This window comes from Pseudomonas sp. PvP089, from assembly GCF_017875165.1.
GTDB classification, from domain to species: domain Bacteria; phylum Pseudomonadota; class Gammaproteobacteria; order Pseudomonadales; family Pseudomonadaceae; genus Aquipseudomonas; species Aquipseudomonas fortuita.
Map to the genome: position 1 here is coordinate 3,772,869 of NZ_JAGGME010000001.1, position 17,859 is coordinate 3,790,727.

Here is a 17,859-nt window from a genome sequence, read left to right on the forward strand (position 1 = left end):
ACAGGCAAAAATCAATTGAAAGGCAGATAACGCCCCTCAAAAAACAGCCAGTGGGCCCAGAACACCTGATGCATCAGCACAATCCCCCAGAACACCAACTGGTACGAAACCTTACGGGTTTTATGCCGGAACAACTGCTGGGCCAATAGCGCACCCGGCCACCCACCCAGCAATTCGCTGGCGTGCAGCACCTTTTCTGGGGTGCGCCAGGCCTGCGTCCGCGCCTGCTGTTTATCCTGCCAGTACAGCAACAGGCTGATGAGGCTCATTGCCGGGTACAGCGCCAACGGCCACCAGGCCTGGTGGCTCCACCCCATGCGTACCGCTCCCAAGCCGGGCAACAGGCAAAGCAAGCCCAACAGCAGCAATTTCAAGCGCACGTTGCGCACGCCGTCAGTTCTTTGCCCGCGCAGCGCCTCAGCCATGTGCTGTAGACCAGTCAACCCAGCCGAACTGCCAGGTCGCCAGAATCAACAGCCCGAAAACGATGCGGTACCAGGCAAATGCCGCATAGCTGTGGCTGGCAATGAACTTGAGCAGCGCACGCACCGCGATCATGGCGAAAATGAACGAAGTCACGAACCCGATGGCAAACACCGGCAAGTCACTTGGCTGGAACAGGTCGCGGTACTTATAGCCCGAGTACACCGCCGCACCCACCATCGTCGGCATCGCCAGAAAGAACGAGAACTCGGTCGCCGCCTTGCGCGACAGGCCGAACAGCAGGCCACCGATAATGGTCGAGCCGGAGCGCGAAGTGCCCGGGATCATCGCCAGACACTGGACGAAACCGATCTTCAGCGCATCGCTCCAGCGCATGTCGTCTACATGGTCGACCTGCACGCGGTGCTCGCGACACTCAGCCCAGAGCATGATGATGCCGCCTACCACCAGTGCCGTCGCCACGGTGACCGGGTTGAACAGGTACTCATGAATCAGGTCGGCGAACAATACGCCCAGTACCACCGCCGGCAAGAACGCCAACAGCAGGTTACCGGTGAAACGCCGTGCCTTGGGCTGGCTGGTCAGACCAGATACCACATCGAGAATCTTGCCGCGAAACGCCCACACCACTGCCAGGATCGCCGCCAGCTGAATGATGATGTTGAAAGCCATGGCCCGTTCACCGCCAAACCCTATCAAGTCGGCGACGATAATCTGGTGCCCGGTGCTGGAGATCGGCAGAAACTCCGTCAGCCCTTCGACCACGCCTAAGATGATTGCCTGAAAGGCAGTCCAAAAATCCATCATTCCCCCGGATGGAGCGCTGCCTGTTGCACGCCCCTTGTTCTTGATTTGCTTGAAGTTGCCGCACGCGGCCCGGCTGTTTTACAGCGACTGTTGGTCGCAACGCCAGTAGAAAAGTTCACGGCTGCTAAAGGTTTCATCTTGCGCGGCCGAAATCCTGACAGAGCCCCTTTGCAATCGCTTTACGCGACCTGCTACAGACTCTGACAAAGATAGCACCTAGCCATTAGTCGAGTGGGGCCTTGCCGCAAAGCATGCTTGGATGCACCTCTATAAAAAGAACAATGCGGGAGCTCGTGGATGAAGACTTTGAGATCAATGTCGATCAGCCGTCGCTTGTGGCTGATCCTTGTAGTGGCAGTGGCCATGCTGGTGGTGCTGGGCCTGCTGATGCTGCGCCAGATCCACGGTGACCTGTACCAGGCCAAGGCGGAGAAGACCCGCCACGTGGTGCAGACAGCAGCCGGTGTGCTGGCCTATTACCAAGAGCTGGAGGCGGCCGGTGCACTCAGCCGCGAAGCCGCCCAGCAACAGGCGCTGCAAGTGGTGCGAGCGCTGCGCTACGACCACGACGACTATTTCTGGATCAACGACCTGGGGCCAAAGATGATCATGCATCCGGCCAACCCCAAGCTTGACGGCCAGGACCTTTCGGCCATTCGCGACCCCGACGGTTTTGCCGTGTTCAACGAGATGGTCGCACTGGCCCGCCAGCAGGGCGCCGGGCCGGTGAACTACCGCTGGCCCAAGCCGGGCGCCAGCGAGCCGGTGGCCAAGACTTCCTATATACAGCTGTTCAAGCCGTGGGGCTGGATCATCGGGTCGGGCGTATACGTCGATGACGTGCAGGCCGAGTTCGCCCGCCAGCTGCGCGACGCCTCGCTGGTCGGCGTGGGCATTGCCCTGCTGATGGCGCTGGTGGTCTTGCTAATTGCCCGCAGCATCGCCCGCCCCTTGCAGGAGGCCGTGCAGGCCATGGGCAACATCGCCAGCGGCGAGAGCGACCTGACCCGGCGCCTGGATACGCATGGCCGTGACGAAATCACCCATTTGGGTGAGCACTTCAACCGTTTCAACGGCAAGCTCCAAGGGGTGGTCGGCCAGTTGCAGGGTGCAGCCCATGCATTGGCCCAGTCCGCCGGGCACGTCGGTGACAATGCGGGGGCCGCACAACAGCGCAGTGCCCAGCAATCGCTACAGATGGACCAGGTGGCCACCGCCGTGAACGAGGTGACTTACGCGGTGCAAGACGTGGCCAAGACCGCCGAACAGGCCGCCGGCGAAATGCGCACTGCCCAGCAGCAGGTGACGCACGGCCAACAGGCCATCCACGGCAGCCTGGCACAGATCGATCGGCTGTCGCTGACCATTGATCAGGCCGTTCAGGTAATCCGCGACCTGGCCGGGCACAGCACGCGCATTGGCGGCGTGCTGGATGTCATCCGTTCCATCGCCGAACAAACCAACCTGCTGGCGCTGAACGCGGCCATCGAGGCCGCGCGGGCCGGCGAGCAAGGCCGCGGCTTTGCCGTGGTCGCCGACGAGGTGCGCCTGCTGGCCCAGCGCACCGCGCAGTCGACGGCCGAGATCCATACCATGATCGCGCACCTGCAAAGCCAGTCGGACGCGGCGGTCAAGGCGATCGACACCAGCAGCGAAGCCTCGCGCCAGACCGTGGAGCAAGCCCGCGAGGCCGGCGCCAGCCTGGATGCCATCAACCAGGCGCTGAACAACCTCACCGCCTTGAATGCGTCCATTGCCAGCGCCACCTTGCAGCAGGCGCATGTGGTCGAGGAGATCAACCGCAACGTGCTGGATACCGCCGGTTTGTCCCAGCAGACTGCCGATGCGGCGCGGCAGTCCAGTGATGCCGGAGTGGCGTTGGGGCAGTTGAGCGAGGAACTGGAACAATTGCTGCGCCAGTTCCGGGTCTGACCTTCAGATTGCCGGGGGCGCTTTGCGGCCCCGGCCACCTGACGCCCTACACCTTCCCCAGCCGAACCGCTGCAATCGCGCCCTTCCCTCGATAGACTCTCCAAGGATCGCCGATGTCCGGCCTTGAACTCATCGCCGCCGTCCTCGGCGTTACCGCTGTCTGGCTAACGGTCAAGCAGAACGCCTGGTGCTGGCCGATCGGGCTGGTCATGGTGCTGATCTATGGCTGGCTGTTCTTCGAAGTCAAGCTGTATTCGGGCATGCTCCTGCAACTGGCCTACGCCATCCTGCAACTGTACGGTTGGTGGCAATGGAAGCGCCCCGGCCATGCTGAAGATGCCCGCCAGGTCTCCCGCCTGCAACGCCCTGCACTGCTCAGTGGCCTGGCTGCCGGGCTGCTGTTGAGCGCAGCCCTGGGTGCAGCCATGGCCAACTGGACTGATGCCGCCCTGCCCTGGCTCGACGCCACCCTCACCGGCTTCAGCCTGGTAGCGCAACTGTGGATGGCCCAGAAGCGCCTGCAATGCTGGCCGCTGTGGGTGGTGGTGGACATCGTCTATGTGGGCCAGTACCTGCACCAGCAGCTGTATTTCACTGCGGGCTTCTTCGCCGTGCTTACCCTGATCGCCGTGCGCGGCTGGCTGGAATGGCGTCGGGATCCGGCGTTGGTACAGGCATGAACGCAGAGCAGCCCATGAAGGTCCTGGTACTGTGCGGCCCCGAATCCAGTGGCAAGAGCTGGCTCAGTGGTGTGATTCAGGCGCATTTCGGCGGCGTGGTGGTGCCCGAGTACGTGCGCCACTTCATCGACCAAGAGTGCCGCGATACCTGCTACGCCGATATCCCCACCATCGCCCGGGGCCAGCTGGCCTGGGAGGACCGGGCCCGCGAGCAGGCCCCGCCACTGCTGATCCTTGACACTCACCTGCTCAGCAACATGCTCTGGAGCCACGCCTTGTTCGATGACTGCCCGCCCTGGCTGGAACAGGCACTGCTTGCCCGGCGTTACGACCTGCACCTGCTGCTGAGCCCACAAGGCGTGGACTGGGTTGCTGATGGCCAGCGTAGCCAGCCCGATCTCAACGACCGCCAACGCTTTTTCAACGACAGCCTGGCTTGGCTCAAGCGGCACCACCAGCCACACCAGATACTTGAAGGCAATTGGCCACAGCGCCAATTGCTGGCCCTGCAAGCGGTTGCTACACTGCTTAATAGCGATACGCCAGCATGCCCGACCGAGTGTTAAGCCTCTGAGACACACCGGTGGGGCAAAGCCCCCGAAAATGCGGGGCCTGCCCCCGCATCGGGGTCACTGTCAAGCCAGTGAAACACCCCTGCAAAAACCCTTCCAGTCAAAGCCACTGCTGGCTTGGCCAGCAATCCCCCGGGCTATCTGTATCAACCCTGAGACAGAATACGCCGCAGATTCTCAGCCCTTTGCTTTAACCCATTGATCTGCAAACGCTTCTCAAAAGCGGCACACCTTCTGCTCTGTTGTTCGCATCGCTGAACAGGGCCAGCGCACAAAGAAGGAGTTGCCGTCGTGAGGAAGAGTGACAAACGCCTCTATCACCTGGTACTGCTGGGTTGTGTATTCGGGTCACTGAGCCTGACGGCCCAGGCGGACAACGGGATCATCATCATCAAGCGCGATGTGCAGGTGCGCAATGCGACGATACCGCCCCTGATCCCTGACCCGAGCCCTACTACAGTCAATGCCAACCCTTCTGCCTACGTGCTCAAGCAGACCAACGAGCTGAGTGATGGCGATTTCGCCAGCATCAGCAGTGGCGCAGGCATCAGCAACATGATCACCCAGCAAACCAACAACCTGGGTGGCCACCTCGGCAATCAGAACCAACTGCCCAACCTGTCGGGTGGGCGCGGCACCGGGGGATCGGGCAACGGGATCGCGAACATGGTCAACTCAAGTGTTCAGCGCGGGCTCGCTCCGTTGCAGATCCTGACAGGCGGGGGCAAGTGAGATGAAGCACATGCTGCTGATTCTGGCCACCCTGTGCAGTGCGCCAGCCCTCGCCCAGTCCCTGGTGCCCGTCATCAACAACGCCGACATCGACGATTCCGGCAGCCGCTATCAGGGCAACCTCTCTGTCAACCAGGCCGCGGGTGACAAGCAGCAACAGGTCAATGCCCGCGCCATCGCCGTCGGGCCGCAAGCGAACGCCAGCACACAGATCCGGCAACGGCTCAACACGCCGGCTGACCCTGCGATGGATGCCCGCTCAACCATTCAAGGCAACGCATTCAGCAACGGCAGTGGCGCACTGGGTGTCAACCAGAGCGCCGGTGCCAATACCCAGCAAGCCAATGCCCTGAGCATCAGCCTCAGCGCTCAACCGCAAAGCATCGACGACAGCGTCCTCATGCAGCAGAACGTGGCGCTGCTCAACAACTCCGATCCAGCTGACACCGCACTCGGCCATCGCCAGGTCACCACCAGTGACCAGGCATTCACCGGTAGCCGTGGGGTGATCCAGCTGAATCAGAGTGCCGGGGTGGGAAACCGAATGGCCAACACCTTGAGCATCCGGGTCGCGGATTGACCCAATCAGTTAAGAACAACACTTAACCTAATAAAGTACGGAGAATCACCATGAAACCCTCGATGGCAATCAAGCCTCTGGTGTTCGCAATTGCTGCGGTCATGGCTGTTGCTGTACAAGCTGGACAAAACGATCGGCGCAACGACCACCACAACGGCCACAATAACAATGGTCAGCACACGCCTCCACCCACCAAGATCCCTGTGTATGCAACGGCCAATGCCTGGGATACCCAAAGCAGCACCAACAATCGCATCAGCAATCAAGGCACCATCAACGAAGCCGAGATGAGTGACTCGGGCACAGGCTCCAGCGGCAACGTTGGTATCAACGTCGCCGCCGGTAACGGCAACCAGCAAGACAACGCCGCTGCCATCGCCAATGCCGGCTCCGAGTCGAGCCTGGACAACAGCTTCGTGTTCGGCATGGCCAATGCCACTGCCGACGTTGAGCAAACCAGCAGAAACAACCGGGTCGACAACTATTCGACCCAGTCTTCGGCTGTGATGAGCGGCTCGGCCAGCGGGGCTGAGGGCAACATCGGCATCAACATTGCCGGTGGCGACCTCAACCAACAGAAAAACACCATGGCCATCGCCAACACGGGTGCCCCACTGGGTAACGCCACTGCCACTGCTTCCGCCAACCAGGACGGCCCAGGCCTGACTGTGAACAACAGCGCAGACCGCACCTACCGGGTTGATACGATTACCATCACCACCTCGGCAAGCGGTTCGAGCTCGCGCGATGGCACGTTCAACTCGACCGACGACCGCAGCTCGTCGTCGAGCTTCAGCGTGGCCGGCTCGCAAAGCGCCAGCTCCAGCGGCTCCAGTGGCTGGAACTCCAGCGGCTCGGCATCCAGCAATGCCAGCGGGTCCAACAGTTCGACCGCAAGCGGCTCTAACAGCTGGGGTGCCAGCGGCTCTGCCAGCGGTAGCAACAGCTCGTCGAGCAGCGCCAACCTGAACGCTTCGCTGGATGCAGCAGCCAACGCTACGCGTACCCTTACCACCGATGATGGCCGTCGCGAGCGCACCCGCTCCAGCAGCTTCGATGGTTCGCTGAATGCGTCGCTGGACGTATCGGTCGACAAGTCGCACGAAAGTGCATACGACTCGTCGTTCGAGAAAGCATTCGACTCCAACTACGACAAGTCGCATCAATCGTCGTACGACAAGTCCAAGGACTCTTCGTACACCAAGTCGCACGACTCTTCGTACGAGAATGCTTCGGCGTCTGACTTCTCGAAGTCTGGCGAAAAATCGAAACAATCCTCGAACGACGTTTCGAAGAGCTACAGCGAAAGCAGTGCTTACGACTTGAGCAATACCGTGTCCTTCCAAGTGCTGACCCCGACCGGCTGGGCCAACCCTGTTACCAATACTGCAACCCTTAGCGGTTCGGTGAACGGTGGCAGCGGCAACCTGGGCGTGAACGTGGCGGCCGGTGTGGGCAACCAGCAGAGCAACTCGCTGGCCATCTCCAACACCTCGTTCTAAACGCTGCGCTTGAGGCCCCCTCCGGGGGGCCTTTCTCCAACACACCGTAAGGCACCCGATCATGCGTATTTTCGCCTTGGCGTTTTTGCTGTGCCTGGCCAGCGTGAGCGAAGCTGCACAAATGCCGCTGTCCGTCCTGCCGGGCGGCGCCGTGGTGTTCAAGCCTCTCCAGAGCGTGCGCGAACGCAAATTCGCCGACCTGGTGCAACAAAAAACCGACTTCAGCTGCGGCGCCGCCGCGCTGGCCACCATTCTGCGCCAGGCCTACTGGCTGGATGTGGACGAACATCAGATCATCGAAGGCATGCTGGCCCACGCCGACCAGAACCTGGTGCGCACGCAAGGATTCTCGATGCTCGACATGAAACGCTACGTCGAAAGCCTGGGCATGCGTGCCCGCGGTTACCGCGTGGCACCCGACACCCTGCACAGCGTGCGCATCCCGGTCGTGGTGCTGATGGATGTGCGTGGCTACAAGCACTTCGTGGTCATGCAGAAGGTCGACAAAGGCTGGGTCTACATCGGTGACCCGGTACTGGGCCACAAACGCTACAAAGTCGAAGACTTCCTCAAGGGCTGGAACGGCATCATCTTCGCCGTGATCGGTCAGGGTTACGACAAGAACAACATCCTGCTCGACCCGCCCCTGCCCCTGACCGCCAAGGGCCGGGTGGACACCTTCACCCCGGTGAAGGACAACGAGCTGCTGGACTTCGGCTTCATCAAAAGCGACTTCTTCTAACGACTGTTCTAATGACAAGGAGCATGATGCTCCAGGGAGCATTTCATGAAGACTTCATTGTGGCTGGCCATGGCCTGCCTGGCTGCCAGCTTGCCAAGCCACGCCGAGGCGTTGAAACCCATTGAACTGAAGGACCAGGAGTTGGCAAACCTGCGTGGCCGCTATGTGATGCCGGGGCGGATCGTCAGCTTCGGCATCGTCATGAGCAGCACCTGGCAAAACGCCAAGGGCGATGTGATCGGGGCGACCTCCACGCTTCAAGTTCAGCAATCGACCATCAAGCCCCAGTTCTATGTATCGATGATTGATGAAAAAGGTACAGGTACTGCCTCGACCAGTGCGCCCTCTGCCGGGACTGGCGTGGTCACCGGCGGCAATGGCCTTGCTACTACCGAGGGTGTGACCCAGGTGGTACGTGCGGCCGGCGACAACAACACGGCCTACAACAACGTCGATATCAACGTTACCAAGGCCAACCAGGCCCCCGCCGTGCAACAGCAAGGCCAGGTGCTGGCCGCCGGCCAGACCCTGCTCGGGGAAAACGGCGCCGGCTCGCTCAGCGTGTCTTCAAGCGGCGTAGGTGTGCAGCTCAACATCAATGCCAGCAACAACCAGGGCAGCAGCGTGCAGCGCCTGGCCCAGGGGGGGCTGATGCAGAATTCGACTTTGCTCGGCAACGGCAACCGGGTCAACAACATGACATCGTTGAATGTCGTCATGCGCGAGAACGTGCCGACAGCGGCTTCGCTCAATGGCAGCCTTGACCAGCTCAAAGGTCTTCGCACTTTCGGATACTGATCTACGCTCAGTCTCATCAAAAGTAGTTGGAAGGGACGGCAACTCCATGTACCGATCTTTAACGCTCAGAGCTTTTGTGTGTTTGACTACCCTGGCCCCCGCCACCGCACTCTACGCAGCCGCCGATCCACAAGTGGAAGCGCTGAAACAGGAACTGATCGAGCTCAAACGCCGCTACGAGGCCCAGCAACAGGCACTGATGGTACTTGAACAGCGGGTGCGCCAGGTCGAGGAGGCCCCGGCAGCGGCGCCGCCCAAGCGCCTGGTCAAGTCCCCCGCCGAAGGGGTCAAAGGCGCGCAGACCGTCGCGTCAGGCACACCGGGGGCCACAGGCAGCTCCTACGGTCAGGCGCTGACGGCCGATTCCGAACCGGCGCAAAGCGTTTCCAACCTGTATGACGAAGCCAGCGGATTCTTTGGCGGAGGCAAGTTCAGCTTCGAAACGGGTGTTACCTATACCCATTACGATACCCGTGCGCTGACGCTCAATGGCTTCCTGGCGCTGGATTCGATCTTCCTCGGCAGCATCAACCTTGACCGGATCAAGGCCGACAACTGGACCCTGGACATGACCGCGCGCTACAACCTGGCGCAGCGCTGGCAGTTCGACATAAACGTCCCCGTGGTGTACCGCGAATCAACTTACTCTTCCGGCGGTGCGGGAGGCGCCGGGGCCAGTACCTCCGATGCAACCGTCACGCGCGACCCGGAAATCGGCGACATCAACGTTGGCGTGGCCTATAAGTTCCTCGACGAGGACGAAACCTGGCCTGACGCCGTTGCCACCCTGAGGGTCAAGGCGCCGACCGGCAAGGACCCCTATGGCATCAAGCTGCGCGAAGTGGACGGCAACAGCAACCTGTCCGTCCCGGACAGCCTGCCGACCGGCAACGGCGTGTGGTCGATCACGCCAGGCATCTCGCTGGTCAAGACCTTCGACCCGGCGGTGCTGTTCGGCAGCCTCTCGTACACCTACAACATGCAGGACTCGTTCAGCGACATCAGCCCGCAGGTCAACAGCAAGGTGCCGGGTGACGTGAAGCTGGGCGACTCCTGGCAAATTGGCGGCGGTATCGCTTTTGCCCTGAACGAGAAGATGAGCATGTCGTTCTCGGTGTCTGACCAGTTTGCCCGCAAGAGCAAGATCAAGCCGGACGGTGGCGACTGGCAGTCGATCTCCAACAGTGACTACAACGCCGCCAACTTCAACATCGGCCTGACCTTCGCCGCCACCAACAACCTGACCATCGTACCCAACCTGTCCATTGGTCTGACCGACGATGCCCCCGACTTTTCCTTCAGCCTGAAATTCCCTTACTACTTCTGAGGGTTGCCCTCGGCCAGGCCCGCGCTAGCGGGCCCGGCTTTTGGTTACCAGCCTTGTAGCAAACCGCTTTCCCTTCCCCGGCCTGTTATCATCCAGCACAGATGCATGACGATTTAATGGCAAAAGGGAAGTTTTTGTGAAGAACCTGTCAGACCACCCGCGTACCCGGCTTGCCGCGTTGGCAGCCTTGGTACTGGTGATCCCACTGGGTACGCGCGCCATGCTGGGCTGGTCCAACCCGCTCGGCTACCTGTCCGACCTCGCCCTCGGCAGCCTGCTGGTATTGCTCCTGCACCGTCGGCCATGGTGGCTGGCCCTGCCGGTGCTGCTGGCCTGGGCAGCGCTGTGGGTGGCTTCGGCCGAACTGGTTAGCGCGGTAGGCCGGCTGCCAACCAGCGCCGACCTGACCTACCTGGTCGACCCGCAATTCATGGAAAATTCGACAGGTGGCGGCCTGGCGCACCCCTGGCTGCCCCTGACCCTTACTGCCGGCCTTCTGGGCTGGCTGGTCACCGTCTGGCGCGGCCGTACCCAACGCAGCATGCCGCTGCCCCGCAAGGCATGGGCCATTCCAGTGCTGCTGTTCGGTGCTCACTGGGGCAGCCAGCAGTTGGCACCCACCGACGCCGACCAGTGGCGGCAGTACAACCTCACTCACCAACTGATGTCAGCCGGTGTCGGCAGCCTGGAGCGCACGGTCGAAGGCTGGATGGGCCACACGCAAACCTTCACACCGCTGGCCAGCAGTGGCCTGACCCAATCCGACCTGAACGGGCAGCGGCTACTGGCCGGGCCAGGCAGCGCTCGCAACCTGCTGGTCATCACGGTGGAAGGTATCCCCGGCGCCTACCTGCGGCCCAACCGCCAGGCCCTGCACAGCCGCTTCGACGAAGACCTGATGCCAAAGCTCAGCCAATGGGCCGAGCGCGGCATGAACACACCGGACTACGTGCTGCATACCCACCAGACCATCCGCGGCCTGTACGCGATGCTGTGTGGTGATTACGACAAGCTGGCCAATGGCACGCCCAAAGGCGTAGAGCTGCTGACCCAGAACGAACGCAACCAGGCCTGCCTGCCAGCGCAACTGCGCCAGGCTGGCTTCACCACCCACTACCTGCAAGGTGCCGGCCTGCGCTTCATGGCCAAGGACCGCATCATGCCGCATATCGGTTTCGACTCGGTGCATGGCCTGGAGTGGTTCCGCAACAAGAACTACCTGGACTTCCCGTGGGGCAAGGATGACCGGGCGTTTTTCGAAGGGGCGCTGGACTATGTCGGCCAATTGCAGAAACAGGACAAGCCATGGATGCTGACCCTGCTCACGGTGGGTACCCACCAGCCTTACTCCGCCCCAGCCGAGTACCTTGAGCGCTATGCCACGCCAAAACAGGCAGCGGTTGCCTACCTGGACGACGCGCTGGGGGCTTTCCTCGACAACCTCGAACGCCAAGGCGTGCTAAAAGACACCCTGGTGGTAGTGACCTCCGACGAGTCCCATGGCATCGACGGCGTGCGCCTGGCGTCGTCCTGGGGCTTCAACCTCACCCTGGCGCCAGAGCAGGCGCAGTTGCCGCCTGTCAAACGCGGCACCTATGGCCATATCGATATGGCCACTTCCCTGCTCGACTACTTTGCGCTGCCTATCCCCATGGCGCTTGGCGGCCGTTCGCTGTACCGCGACTACGACACGGGCCGCGAGATGATTTCCTACACCAACGGCATGCTGCGCTACCACGACGGGCAGGGCGTCTTCACCGAGTGTGACTTCCAGCAACGCTGCCGGCGTTACGCCAGCGAGGGTTTCATTGCCGACCAGGCCCGCTACCTGGGCCAGGGTGACAGCTTGCTGGGCCAGCAGATCGGCGCCCTGGCCGGGGTGCTCGACCAGTCACTGCTGCAAACCCCGCTCAACCTGCGTTACCAGTTCGGCGGCCCTTCGCCGATCAAGTTGCGCAAGCGCATTCACGATGACTGGGCCGATAACCTGATCGGCGCCCAGTACCTGGAAATGCCGGGAGGCTCTCATACCCGCGTGCGGGTCAAGGTGCGCTCGCTGGACCCCAAGCGTGTGGCCTACATCCAGCTCAAGGCCAAGCAACTGGAACAGGACGTACCGCTGGGCTTGCCTGCTGAACTGAGGGTCACCGCCGACGAACCCCTGGAAATGGAGTTCAGCTTTGACAACCCGACCGAGCGCAAAGCGTTTTCCTTTCACTTGCTAGGCTACGGCGGCGGCAAGGTTGAAGTCAGCGACTTCAGCGTGATCACCGCGCTGCCCGGCGAAGATGACGCAGAAGATGAACTGGCCGAGGGGCATATCGCCCATTCGGGCTGAGCGACGTACCGCTCATCGCATGGCCACCGGTGCCTGTCGAATAGAACAGAGCGTGCTCGTCTAGTGTGTGAATCCCCCAGCGTGGAGACAGCACCATGAGCACAAGCGAAAGCAGGCATCCGGTGGCTTCCCGTAGCCAGTGGCTGGCGGCCCGCCAGCAACTGTGGCTGCACGAAAAAACCTTTACCCATCACCGCGACGCATTGGCAGCAGCCCGTCGCGCCCTGCCCTGGGTCAGGGTAGAGCACGACTATCAGTTCCAGGGGCCGGACGGCGAACTGAGCCTGGCCGACCTGTTTGCGGGGCGCAGCCAGCTGTTGCTTTACCACTTCATGTTCGCCGAGGGCTGGAGCGAAGGCTGCCCCGGCTGCTCGTTCCTGGCCGACCATTTTGACGGTGCCAACCTGCACCTTGCTCACCACGATGTGTCGCTGGTGGCGGTATCGCGAGCGCCGTATGCCGAGTTTCAGGCGTTCCGTCGGCGCATGGGCTGGCAGTTTCCCTGGTACTCGTCACAGGGCAGTGGTTTCAACGAGGACTTTGGCGTCAGTGTCGCCAGCGAGGGTGAACGGCAGTACAACTATGCGCCGTATGACGGCAGTGAAAGCGAACTGCCCGGCTTGAGTGCGTTTTACCGCGAACCGGACGGCAGCGTGTACCACACCTACTCCACCTACGCCCGCGGGTTGGACATTCTGGTCAACACGTACAACTTCCTGGACATTGCGCCACTGGGGCGCAACGAAAGCGGGACTATGGACTGGGTGCGGCACCATGACCGCTATGAAGGGCAGCCAGACAAGCCACACTGCTGCCACAACTGACCAAACCAGACGCAATCGTTGCTGGAGCGGCCTTGTGTCGCGAAAGGGCTGCAAAGCAGCCCCCGGATTTCAGCGCGGACGCGAATACTGCCGGGGCCGCTTCGCGGCCCTTTCGCGACACAAGGCCGCTCCTGCAAGAGCCCGCGCAGTACGGATATCGCTATTAGCCACGCACACCCAGCATCCCGCGCTCGACAATGAAATCAATCACTGCCTGCAACCCCTCACCCTTCTTCAGGTTGCTGAAGGTCCACGGCCGCTGCGGGCGCATGCGCTGGGTGTCGCGCTCCATCACTTCCAATGAAGCCCCTACATAAGGCGCCAGGTCGGTCTTGTTGATCACCAGGAAGTCCGACTTGGTAATGCCTGGCCCACCCTTGCGCGGAATCTTCTCGCCTTCGGCCACGTCGATCACGTAAATGGTCAGGTCAGCGAGCTCCGGGCTGAACGTGGCGCTGAGGTTGTCACCGCCGCTTTCGACGAAAATCACTTCAAGGTTGCCAAACTTGCGCGCCAGCGCCTCGACGGCAGCCAGGTTCATCGAGGCGTCTTCGCGGATTGCCGTGTGCGGGCAGCCGCCCGTTTCCACGCCCACAATGCGCTCCGGCTCCAGGGCGCCAGCCTCGGTCAGGATGCGCTGGTCTTCCTTGGTGTAGATGTCGTTGGTGACCACGGCGATCTGGTAATGGTCGCGCATGGCCTTGCACAGCGCTTCCAGCAGTGCAGTCTTGCCGGAACCGACCGGGCCGCCGACACCGACGCGCAGGGGTTGTTGATAGCTTTGCATGAAGGCAGTCCTCAGGAACGGAACAAACGGGTGTATTGAGTTTCGTGACGCGATGACGCAATGGCCAGCAATGGCAGGCCGCCACCGAGCTGGTCATCGCCCAGGGCCAATGCCCGGTCGAGGGCTGCCGGCAAGCCGGTGCCCAGGTCGCGCAGCAAGGTCTGGGCAGCCTGCTGGCCGAAAGGCACCAGCTTGACTCCTGCCATTACCGCGCCCTCCAGCCAGGCAAAGCCATAGCCGAGGGCCAGCGGGCGCAGCGGGATTGCCCAGTGCGCAGCCAGCCAGGCCATGCCGCCCAGTTGAGTCAATTCAAGGCTGGCACGCCAGGCCGGGGCCTGGCCCAATTGCCAGCCATCAAGCAGCCGGGCCAGCGCCGCGCCGCGCTGCTGTTCTTCCAGGCGCAACTCGGCGGTCTCGCGGTTGGCCAGCAGAAAACGGCTCCAGTGGGCGAACGCCGCGGCATCCTCGCCCTGGCAAGCGTGGTACAGACGCGCCAGCACCGGCCAGTCGAGGCAGGCCAAGGTGTCATCGACCTGCTCCCGCTGCCAGGCCGCAAAACCGTCCGCGCCCCTTACCCAGCCCGCCTCGACTGCCCACTCCAGACCTTGCGAGTAGGTAAAGCCCCCCACCGGCAAGCCGGGGCTGGCCAGCTGCAGCAGGCGCAGCAATGCCAGGTCGCTGTCCATCAACCGGCCAGCACCAGCGCGGCGCCGGCCAGCAAGCCACCGCCAAAGGCCTTCTGCAGGCCAATGTGCCGGCGCAACAGGCAACCGACCGCAAAGCCCGCCGCCAGCAGCAAGCCGCTGACCGCGACAAACCCTGCGCTGAATTGCCAGAACGCGCTTGGCGTGGCTTCCACCCCATGAGCCCAGCCGTGGAACAAGGCGAACACCGGCATGGCCATGGCCAGCAGCAACTGGCGGCTCGGCAGCAGCACTGCCCCGGCAGCCACCAGCAGCGACAGGGCGATCAAGGTTTCCATGCCCAGCATGTCACCAAACAGGTGGCCACACACCGCGCCGCCAAACATCGCCGCCAGGGTTGCCAGGGGCAACGTCAGGCTGCGCCCGGTCAATGCAGCGAGAACCCCGGTGCCCAGCAGCATCAGCAGATGGTCAAGGCCGGTCAGCGGGTGCAACAGGCCGTCCTGCAGCGGGTTGCTGTCATGGCCAGGGTGGGCGAAGGCTGGCAGGGCCAGCATCAGCAGAAACAGGGCGAGCGTCTTCTTCATTGGTTGCTCCAAGGCAGTTCAGGAATGGGCAGGCAGGCGTACGAACGGGTGATCGTTGCCGTGTGCATGGCTGTGGCCATGCGGGGCGCTCTGGTAGGCCCCCGCTTCAGGTTCGAACGGTGCCTGTTCGGCCTCTACCGTCAGGCCCAGGCCACGCAGCATGTCGCCCAGCACATGGTCGTGCTGGAAGCGCAACAGACCAGGCTCGATCTGCAGGGGCACGTGGCGGTTACCCAGGTGATAGGCCGCGCGAGCCAGCAGGTGTGGATCGGCGCAGCGCACCGTCGACACTGCTTCGGGCGCCGCCAGTACGCGGATCAACTGGCTGCCGTCAGCATCGGCAAGCAGCTCTCCCCCGCGCAACAGGTGGCCGCGCTCCAGCATGAGCCCGGCTTCGCGCCCATCGTCCAGGGTTACCCGCAGGCGGCTCTTGATGCGGCTGTCCACGTCCAGGGTGACGGTGCCGCTTACAGCAAGCGTGCCGGGGTCGGTGATACGGCGGGTCAAGACAATCATCGGTGCTCCTTCAAAACAGGAAATAACGCTGTGCCAGCGGCAGTTCGCTGGCGGGCTCGCAGACCAGCAATTCGCCGTCGGCACGCACCTGGTAGGTCTGCGCATCGACTTCGATCAGCGGCTGCAAGATGTTGTGGACCATGTCCGGCTTGCGCACGCGGCGGCAGCCGTTGACCACGCCAATCAGGCTGCGCAGGTTCAGCTCCTCGGCCAGGCCGCGCTCCATTGCCGCCTGGGGCAGGAAGGTCATGCGCGTGGCATGCCGTGCGGCGCCGAGGGCGCCGAACATCGGCCGGTAGTGCACCGGCTGCGGTGTGGGAATGGAGCCGTTGATGTCGCCCATGGGCGCGGTGACGATCATCCCGCCTTTGATCACCAGGGCCGGCTTGACCGCGAAGAACGCCGGCGACCACAGCACCAGGTCGGCCAGCTTGCCCGCCTCCACCGAACCCACTTCGTGGCCGATGCCGTGGGTTAACGCGGGGTTGATGGTGTACTTGGCGATGTAGCGCTTGACCCGGAAGTTGTCGCTGTAGGCCGTGTCTGGCGCCAAAGGCCCACGACGCAGTTTCATCTGGTGGGCAACCTGCCAGGTGCGCAGCACCACTTCACCGACCCGGCCCATGGCCTGAGAGTCGGACGAGGTCATGGCAAATGCACCCATGTCGTGAAGGATGTCCTCGGCAGCGATGGTTTCGCGGCGGATGCGCGATTCGGCAAAGGCCACGTCCTCCGCAATGCTCGGGTCCAGGTGATGGCAGACCATGAGCATGTCCAAGTGCTCGTCCACGGTGTTGACCGTGTACGGCAGGGTCGGATTGGTCGAGGATGGCAGCACGTTGGCCTGCCCCGCAGCGCGGATGATGTCCGGCGCATGGCCACCGCCGGCACCTTCGGTGTGGAAGGTGTGGATGGTGCGGTCGCCGATGGCCGCCAGGGTGTCTTCGATGCAACCGGACTCGTTGAGGGTGTCGGTATGGATCGCCACCTGGACGTCCATTTCCTCTGCAACGCCCAGGCAGCAGTCGATAGCCGCCGGGGTCGAGCCCCAGTCTTCATGCAGCTTGAGGCCCACCGCACCGGCCGCGATCTGCTCACGCAGCGCTTCTGGCCGCGAGGCATTGCCCTTGCCCAGCAAACCGATGTTGATGGGCAGACTGTCGGCGGCCTGTAGCATACGCGCCAGGTACCAGGGGCCAGGCGTGCAGGTGGTTGCATTGGTGCCGGTGGCCGGGCCGGTGCCGCCGCCGATAAAGGTCGTGACGCCGCTGTTCAGTGCCTCGTCCACCTGCTGCGGGCAGATGAAATGGATATGCGAATCGACACCCCCCGCCGTCACGATCTTGCCCTCGGCCGCGATCACTTCGGTACCGGGGCCCACCGGGACGTTGACGCCCGGCTGCACATCCGGGTTGCCGGCCTTGCCGATCACCGCGATACGCCCGTGCTTGATGCCGATGTCGGCCTTGACGATACCCCAGTGGTCGATGATCAGCGCGTTGGTCAGCACCAGGTCCATGGCCTCGGCGGCCAGCATCTGGCCCTGCCCCATGCCGTCGCGGATGACCTTGCCGCCCCCAAACTTCACCTCTTCGCCGTAGATTGTGTAGTCCTTCTCCACCTCTACCCACAATGCCGTGTCGGCCAGCCGCACGCGGTCGCCCACGGTGGGCCCGAACATGTCGGCATAGGCCTGGCGGGAAATACGGCTCATACCCTGCCCTCCAGCGGGCCCATCACCTTGCCCTGGAAGCCATAGACTTCACGCTTGCCGGCGTAGGCCACCAGTTGCACAGTGCGCGCCTGGCCAGGCTCGAAGCGCACGGCGGTGCCGGCCGGGATATCCAGGCGAAAGCCCAAGGTTGGCGCACGATCGAACACCAGCGCCTCGTTGACTTCGTAGAAGTGGTAGTGCGAGCCGACCTGCACCGGCCGGTCGCCGTGGTTGGCCACACTGACACTGACCGTTTCCCGGCCGCTGTTCAGTTCGATGTCGCCAGCGGCGACCTGGATTTCACCTGGGATCATGCGGGGCTCCTGGGCAGTT

General features: G+C 62.6%; 19 protein-coding genes. 11 read left to right on the forward strand and 8 right to left on the reverse strand.

The annotated features are described in order from the left end of the window. Positions 1–11: 11 nt before the first annotated feature. Positions 12–425 carry a DUF1294 domain-containing protein gene (locus tag J3A71_RS17260; protein WP_096425992.1) on the reverse strand — a complete coding sequence of 138 codons (414 nt, stop codon included), beginning with the start codon at positions 423–425 and terminating at the stop codon, positions 12–14. Next, positions 418–1,248, reverse strand: coding sequence for an undecaprenyl-diphosphate phosphatase (locus J3A71_RS17265; RefSeq protein WP_096426954.1), 831 nt, complete (start codon positions 1,246–1,248; stop codon positions 418–420). Before J3A71_RS17265 ends, J3A71_RS17260 begins: the two co-directional genes overlap by 8 nt. Positions 1,249–1,548: 300 nt before the next feature. Between J3A71_RS17265 and mcpP the strand changes: the two genes are divergently transcribed. From mcpP to J3A71_RS17320, 11 genes are all read left to right on the forward strand, one after another. Then, on the forward strand, positions 1,549–3,183 hold the full coding sequence (gene mcpP, locus J3A71_RS17270) for a methyl-accepting chemotaxis protein McpP (RefSeq protein ID WP_096425991.1): 1,635 nt from the start codon (positions 1,549–1,551) through the stop codon (positions 3,181–3,183). 113 nt (positions 3,184–3,296) lie between these two features. Then, positions 3,297–3,863 (forward strand): nicotinamide riboside transporter PnuC, encoded by a 567-nt coding sequence (pnuC, locus tag J3A71_RS17275; protein WP_016486455.1) that lies wholly within the window; start codon positions 3,297–3,299, stop codon positions 3,861–3,863. Then, on the forward strand, positions 3,860–4,429 hold the full coding sequence (locus tag J3A71_RS17280) for an AAA family ATPase (protein ID WP_016486454.1): 570 nt from the start codon (positions 3,860–3,862) through the stop codon (positions 4,427–4,429). Before pnuC ends, J3A71_RS17280 begins: the two co-directional genes overlap by 4 nt. A 297-nt stretch (positions 4,430–4,726) precedes the next feature. Then, on the forward strand, positions 4,727–5,167 hold the full coding sequence (locus tag J3A71_RS17285) for a hypothetical protein (protein ID WP_016486453.1): 441 nt from the start codon (positions 4,727–4,729) through the stop codon (positions 5,165–5,167). A gap of 1 nt (position 5,168) precedes the next feature. Further along, complete coding sequence (locus J3A71_RS17290) at positions 5,169–5,747, forward strand: hypothetical protein (protein ID WP_016486452.1); 579 nt, start codon at positions 5,169–5,171, stop codon at positions 5,745–5,747. Positions 5,748–5,797: 50 nt separating this feature from the next. Further along, a complete protein-coding gene (locus tag J3A71_RS17295; RefSeq protein ID WP_016486451.1) occupies positions 5,798–7,249 on the forward strand; it encodes a hypothetical protein in 1,452 nt (483 codons plus the stop codon). A gap of 61 nt (positions 7,250–7,310) precedes the next feature. Further along, positions 7,311–7,991 (forward strand): C39 family peptidase, encoded by a 681-nt coding sequence (locus tag J3A71_RS17300; protein ID WP_016486450.1) that lies wholly within the window; start codon positions 7,311–7,313, stop codon positions 7,989–7,991. 45 nt (positions 7,992–8,036) lie between these two features. Next, entirely contained in the window at positions 8,037–8,789 is a 753-nt protein-coding gene (locus J3A71_RS17305) for a hypothetical protein (protein WP_016486449.1), read from the forward strand. Positions 8,790–8,835: 46 nt separating this feature from the next. Then, a complete protein-coding gene (locus J3A71_RS17310; RefSeq protein WP_016486448.1) occupies positions 8,836–10,116 on the forward strand; it encodes a hypothetical protein in 1,281 nt (426 codons plus the stop codon). Between the two features lie 136 nt (positions 10,117–10,252). After that, a complete protein-coding gene (locus J3A71_RS17315) occupies positions 10,253–12,454 on the forward strand; it encodes an LTA synthase family protein (RefSeq protein WP_060516641.1) in 2,202 nt (733 codons plus the stop codon). Between the two features lie 95 nt (positions 12,455–12,549). Then, positions 12,550–13,278 (forward strand): thioredoxin family protein, encoded by a 729-nt coding sequence (locus J3A71_RS17320; protein ID WP_209953065.1) that lies wholly within the window; start codon positions 12,550–12,552, stop codon positions 13,276–13,278. A gap of 163 nt (positions 13,279–13,441) precedes the next feature. On the opposite strand, the gene ureG is transcribed toward J3A71_RS17320, so the two are convergent. Genes ureG through J3A71_RS17350 form a run of 6 tightly spaced genes read right to left on the reverse strand, consistent with a single transcriptional unit; the run spans position 13,442 to position 17,840 of the window. Beyond that, complete coding sequence (gene ureG, locus J3A71_RS17325) at positions 13,442–14,065, reverse strand: urease accessory protein UreG (RefSeq protein ID WP_010953755.1); 624 nt, start codon at positions 14,063–14,065, stop codon at positions 13,442–13,444. Between the two features lie 11 nt (positions 14,066–14,076). After that, positions 14,077–14,751, reverse strand: coding sequence for an urease accessory UreF family protein (locus J3A71_RS17330; protein ID WP_060516645.1), 675 nt, complete (start codon positions 14,749–14,751; stop codon positions 14,077–14,079). Next, complete coding sequence (locus tag J3A71_RS17335) at positions 14,751–15,296, reverse strand: HupE/UreJ family protein (RefSeq protein ID WP_096425990.1); 546 nt, start codon at positions 15,294–15,296, stop codon at positions 14,751–14,753. Before J3A71_RS17335 ends, J3A71_RS17330 begins: the two co-directional genes overlap by 1 nt. Positions 15,297–15,314: 18 nt before the next feature. Further along, positions 15,315–15,812, reverse strand: coding sequence for an urease accessory protein UreE (gene ureE, locus J3A71_RS17340; protein WP_016486443.1), 498 nt, complete (start codon positions 15,810–15,812; stop codon positions 15,315–15,317). A gap of 10 nt (positions 15,813–15,822) precedes the next feature. Then, on the reverse strand, positions 15,823–17,526 hold the full coding sequence (ureC, locus tag J3A71_RS17345; RefSeq protein WP_096425989.1) for an urease subunit alpha: 1,704 nt from the start codon (positions 17,524–17,526) through the stop codon (positions 15,823–15,825). Continuing rightward, complete coding sequence (locus tag J3A71_RS17350) at positions 17,523–17,840, reverse strand: urease subunit beta (protein WP_016486441.1); 318 nt, start codon at positions 17,838–17,840, stop codon at positions 17,523–17,525. The genes ureC and J3A71_RS17350 overlap by 4 nt, the downstream gene beginning before the upstream one ends. Positions 17,841–17,859: the final 19 nt, after the last annotated feature.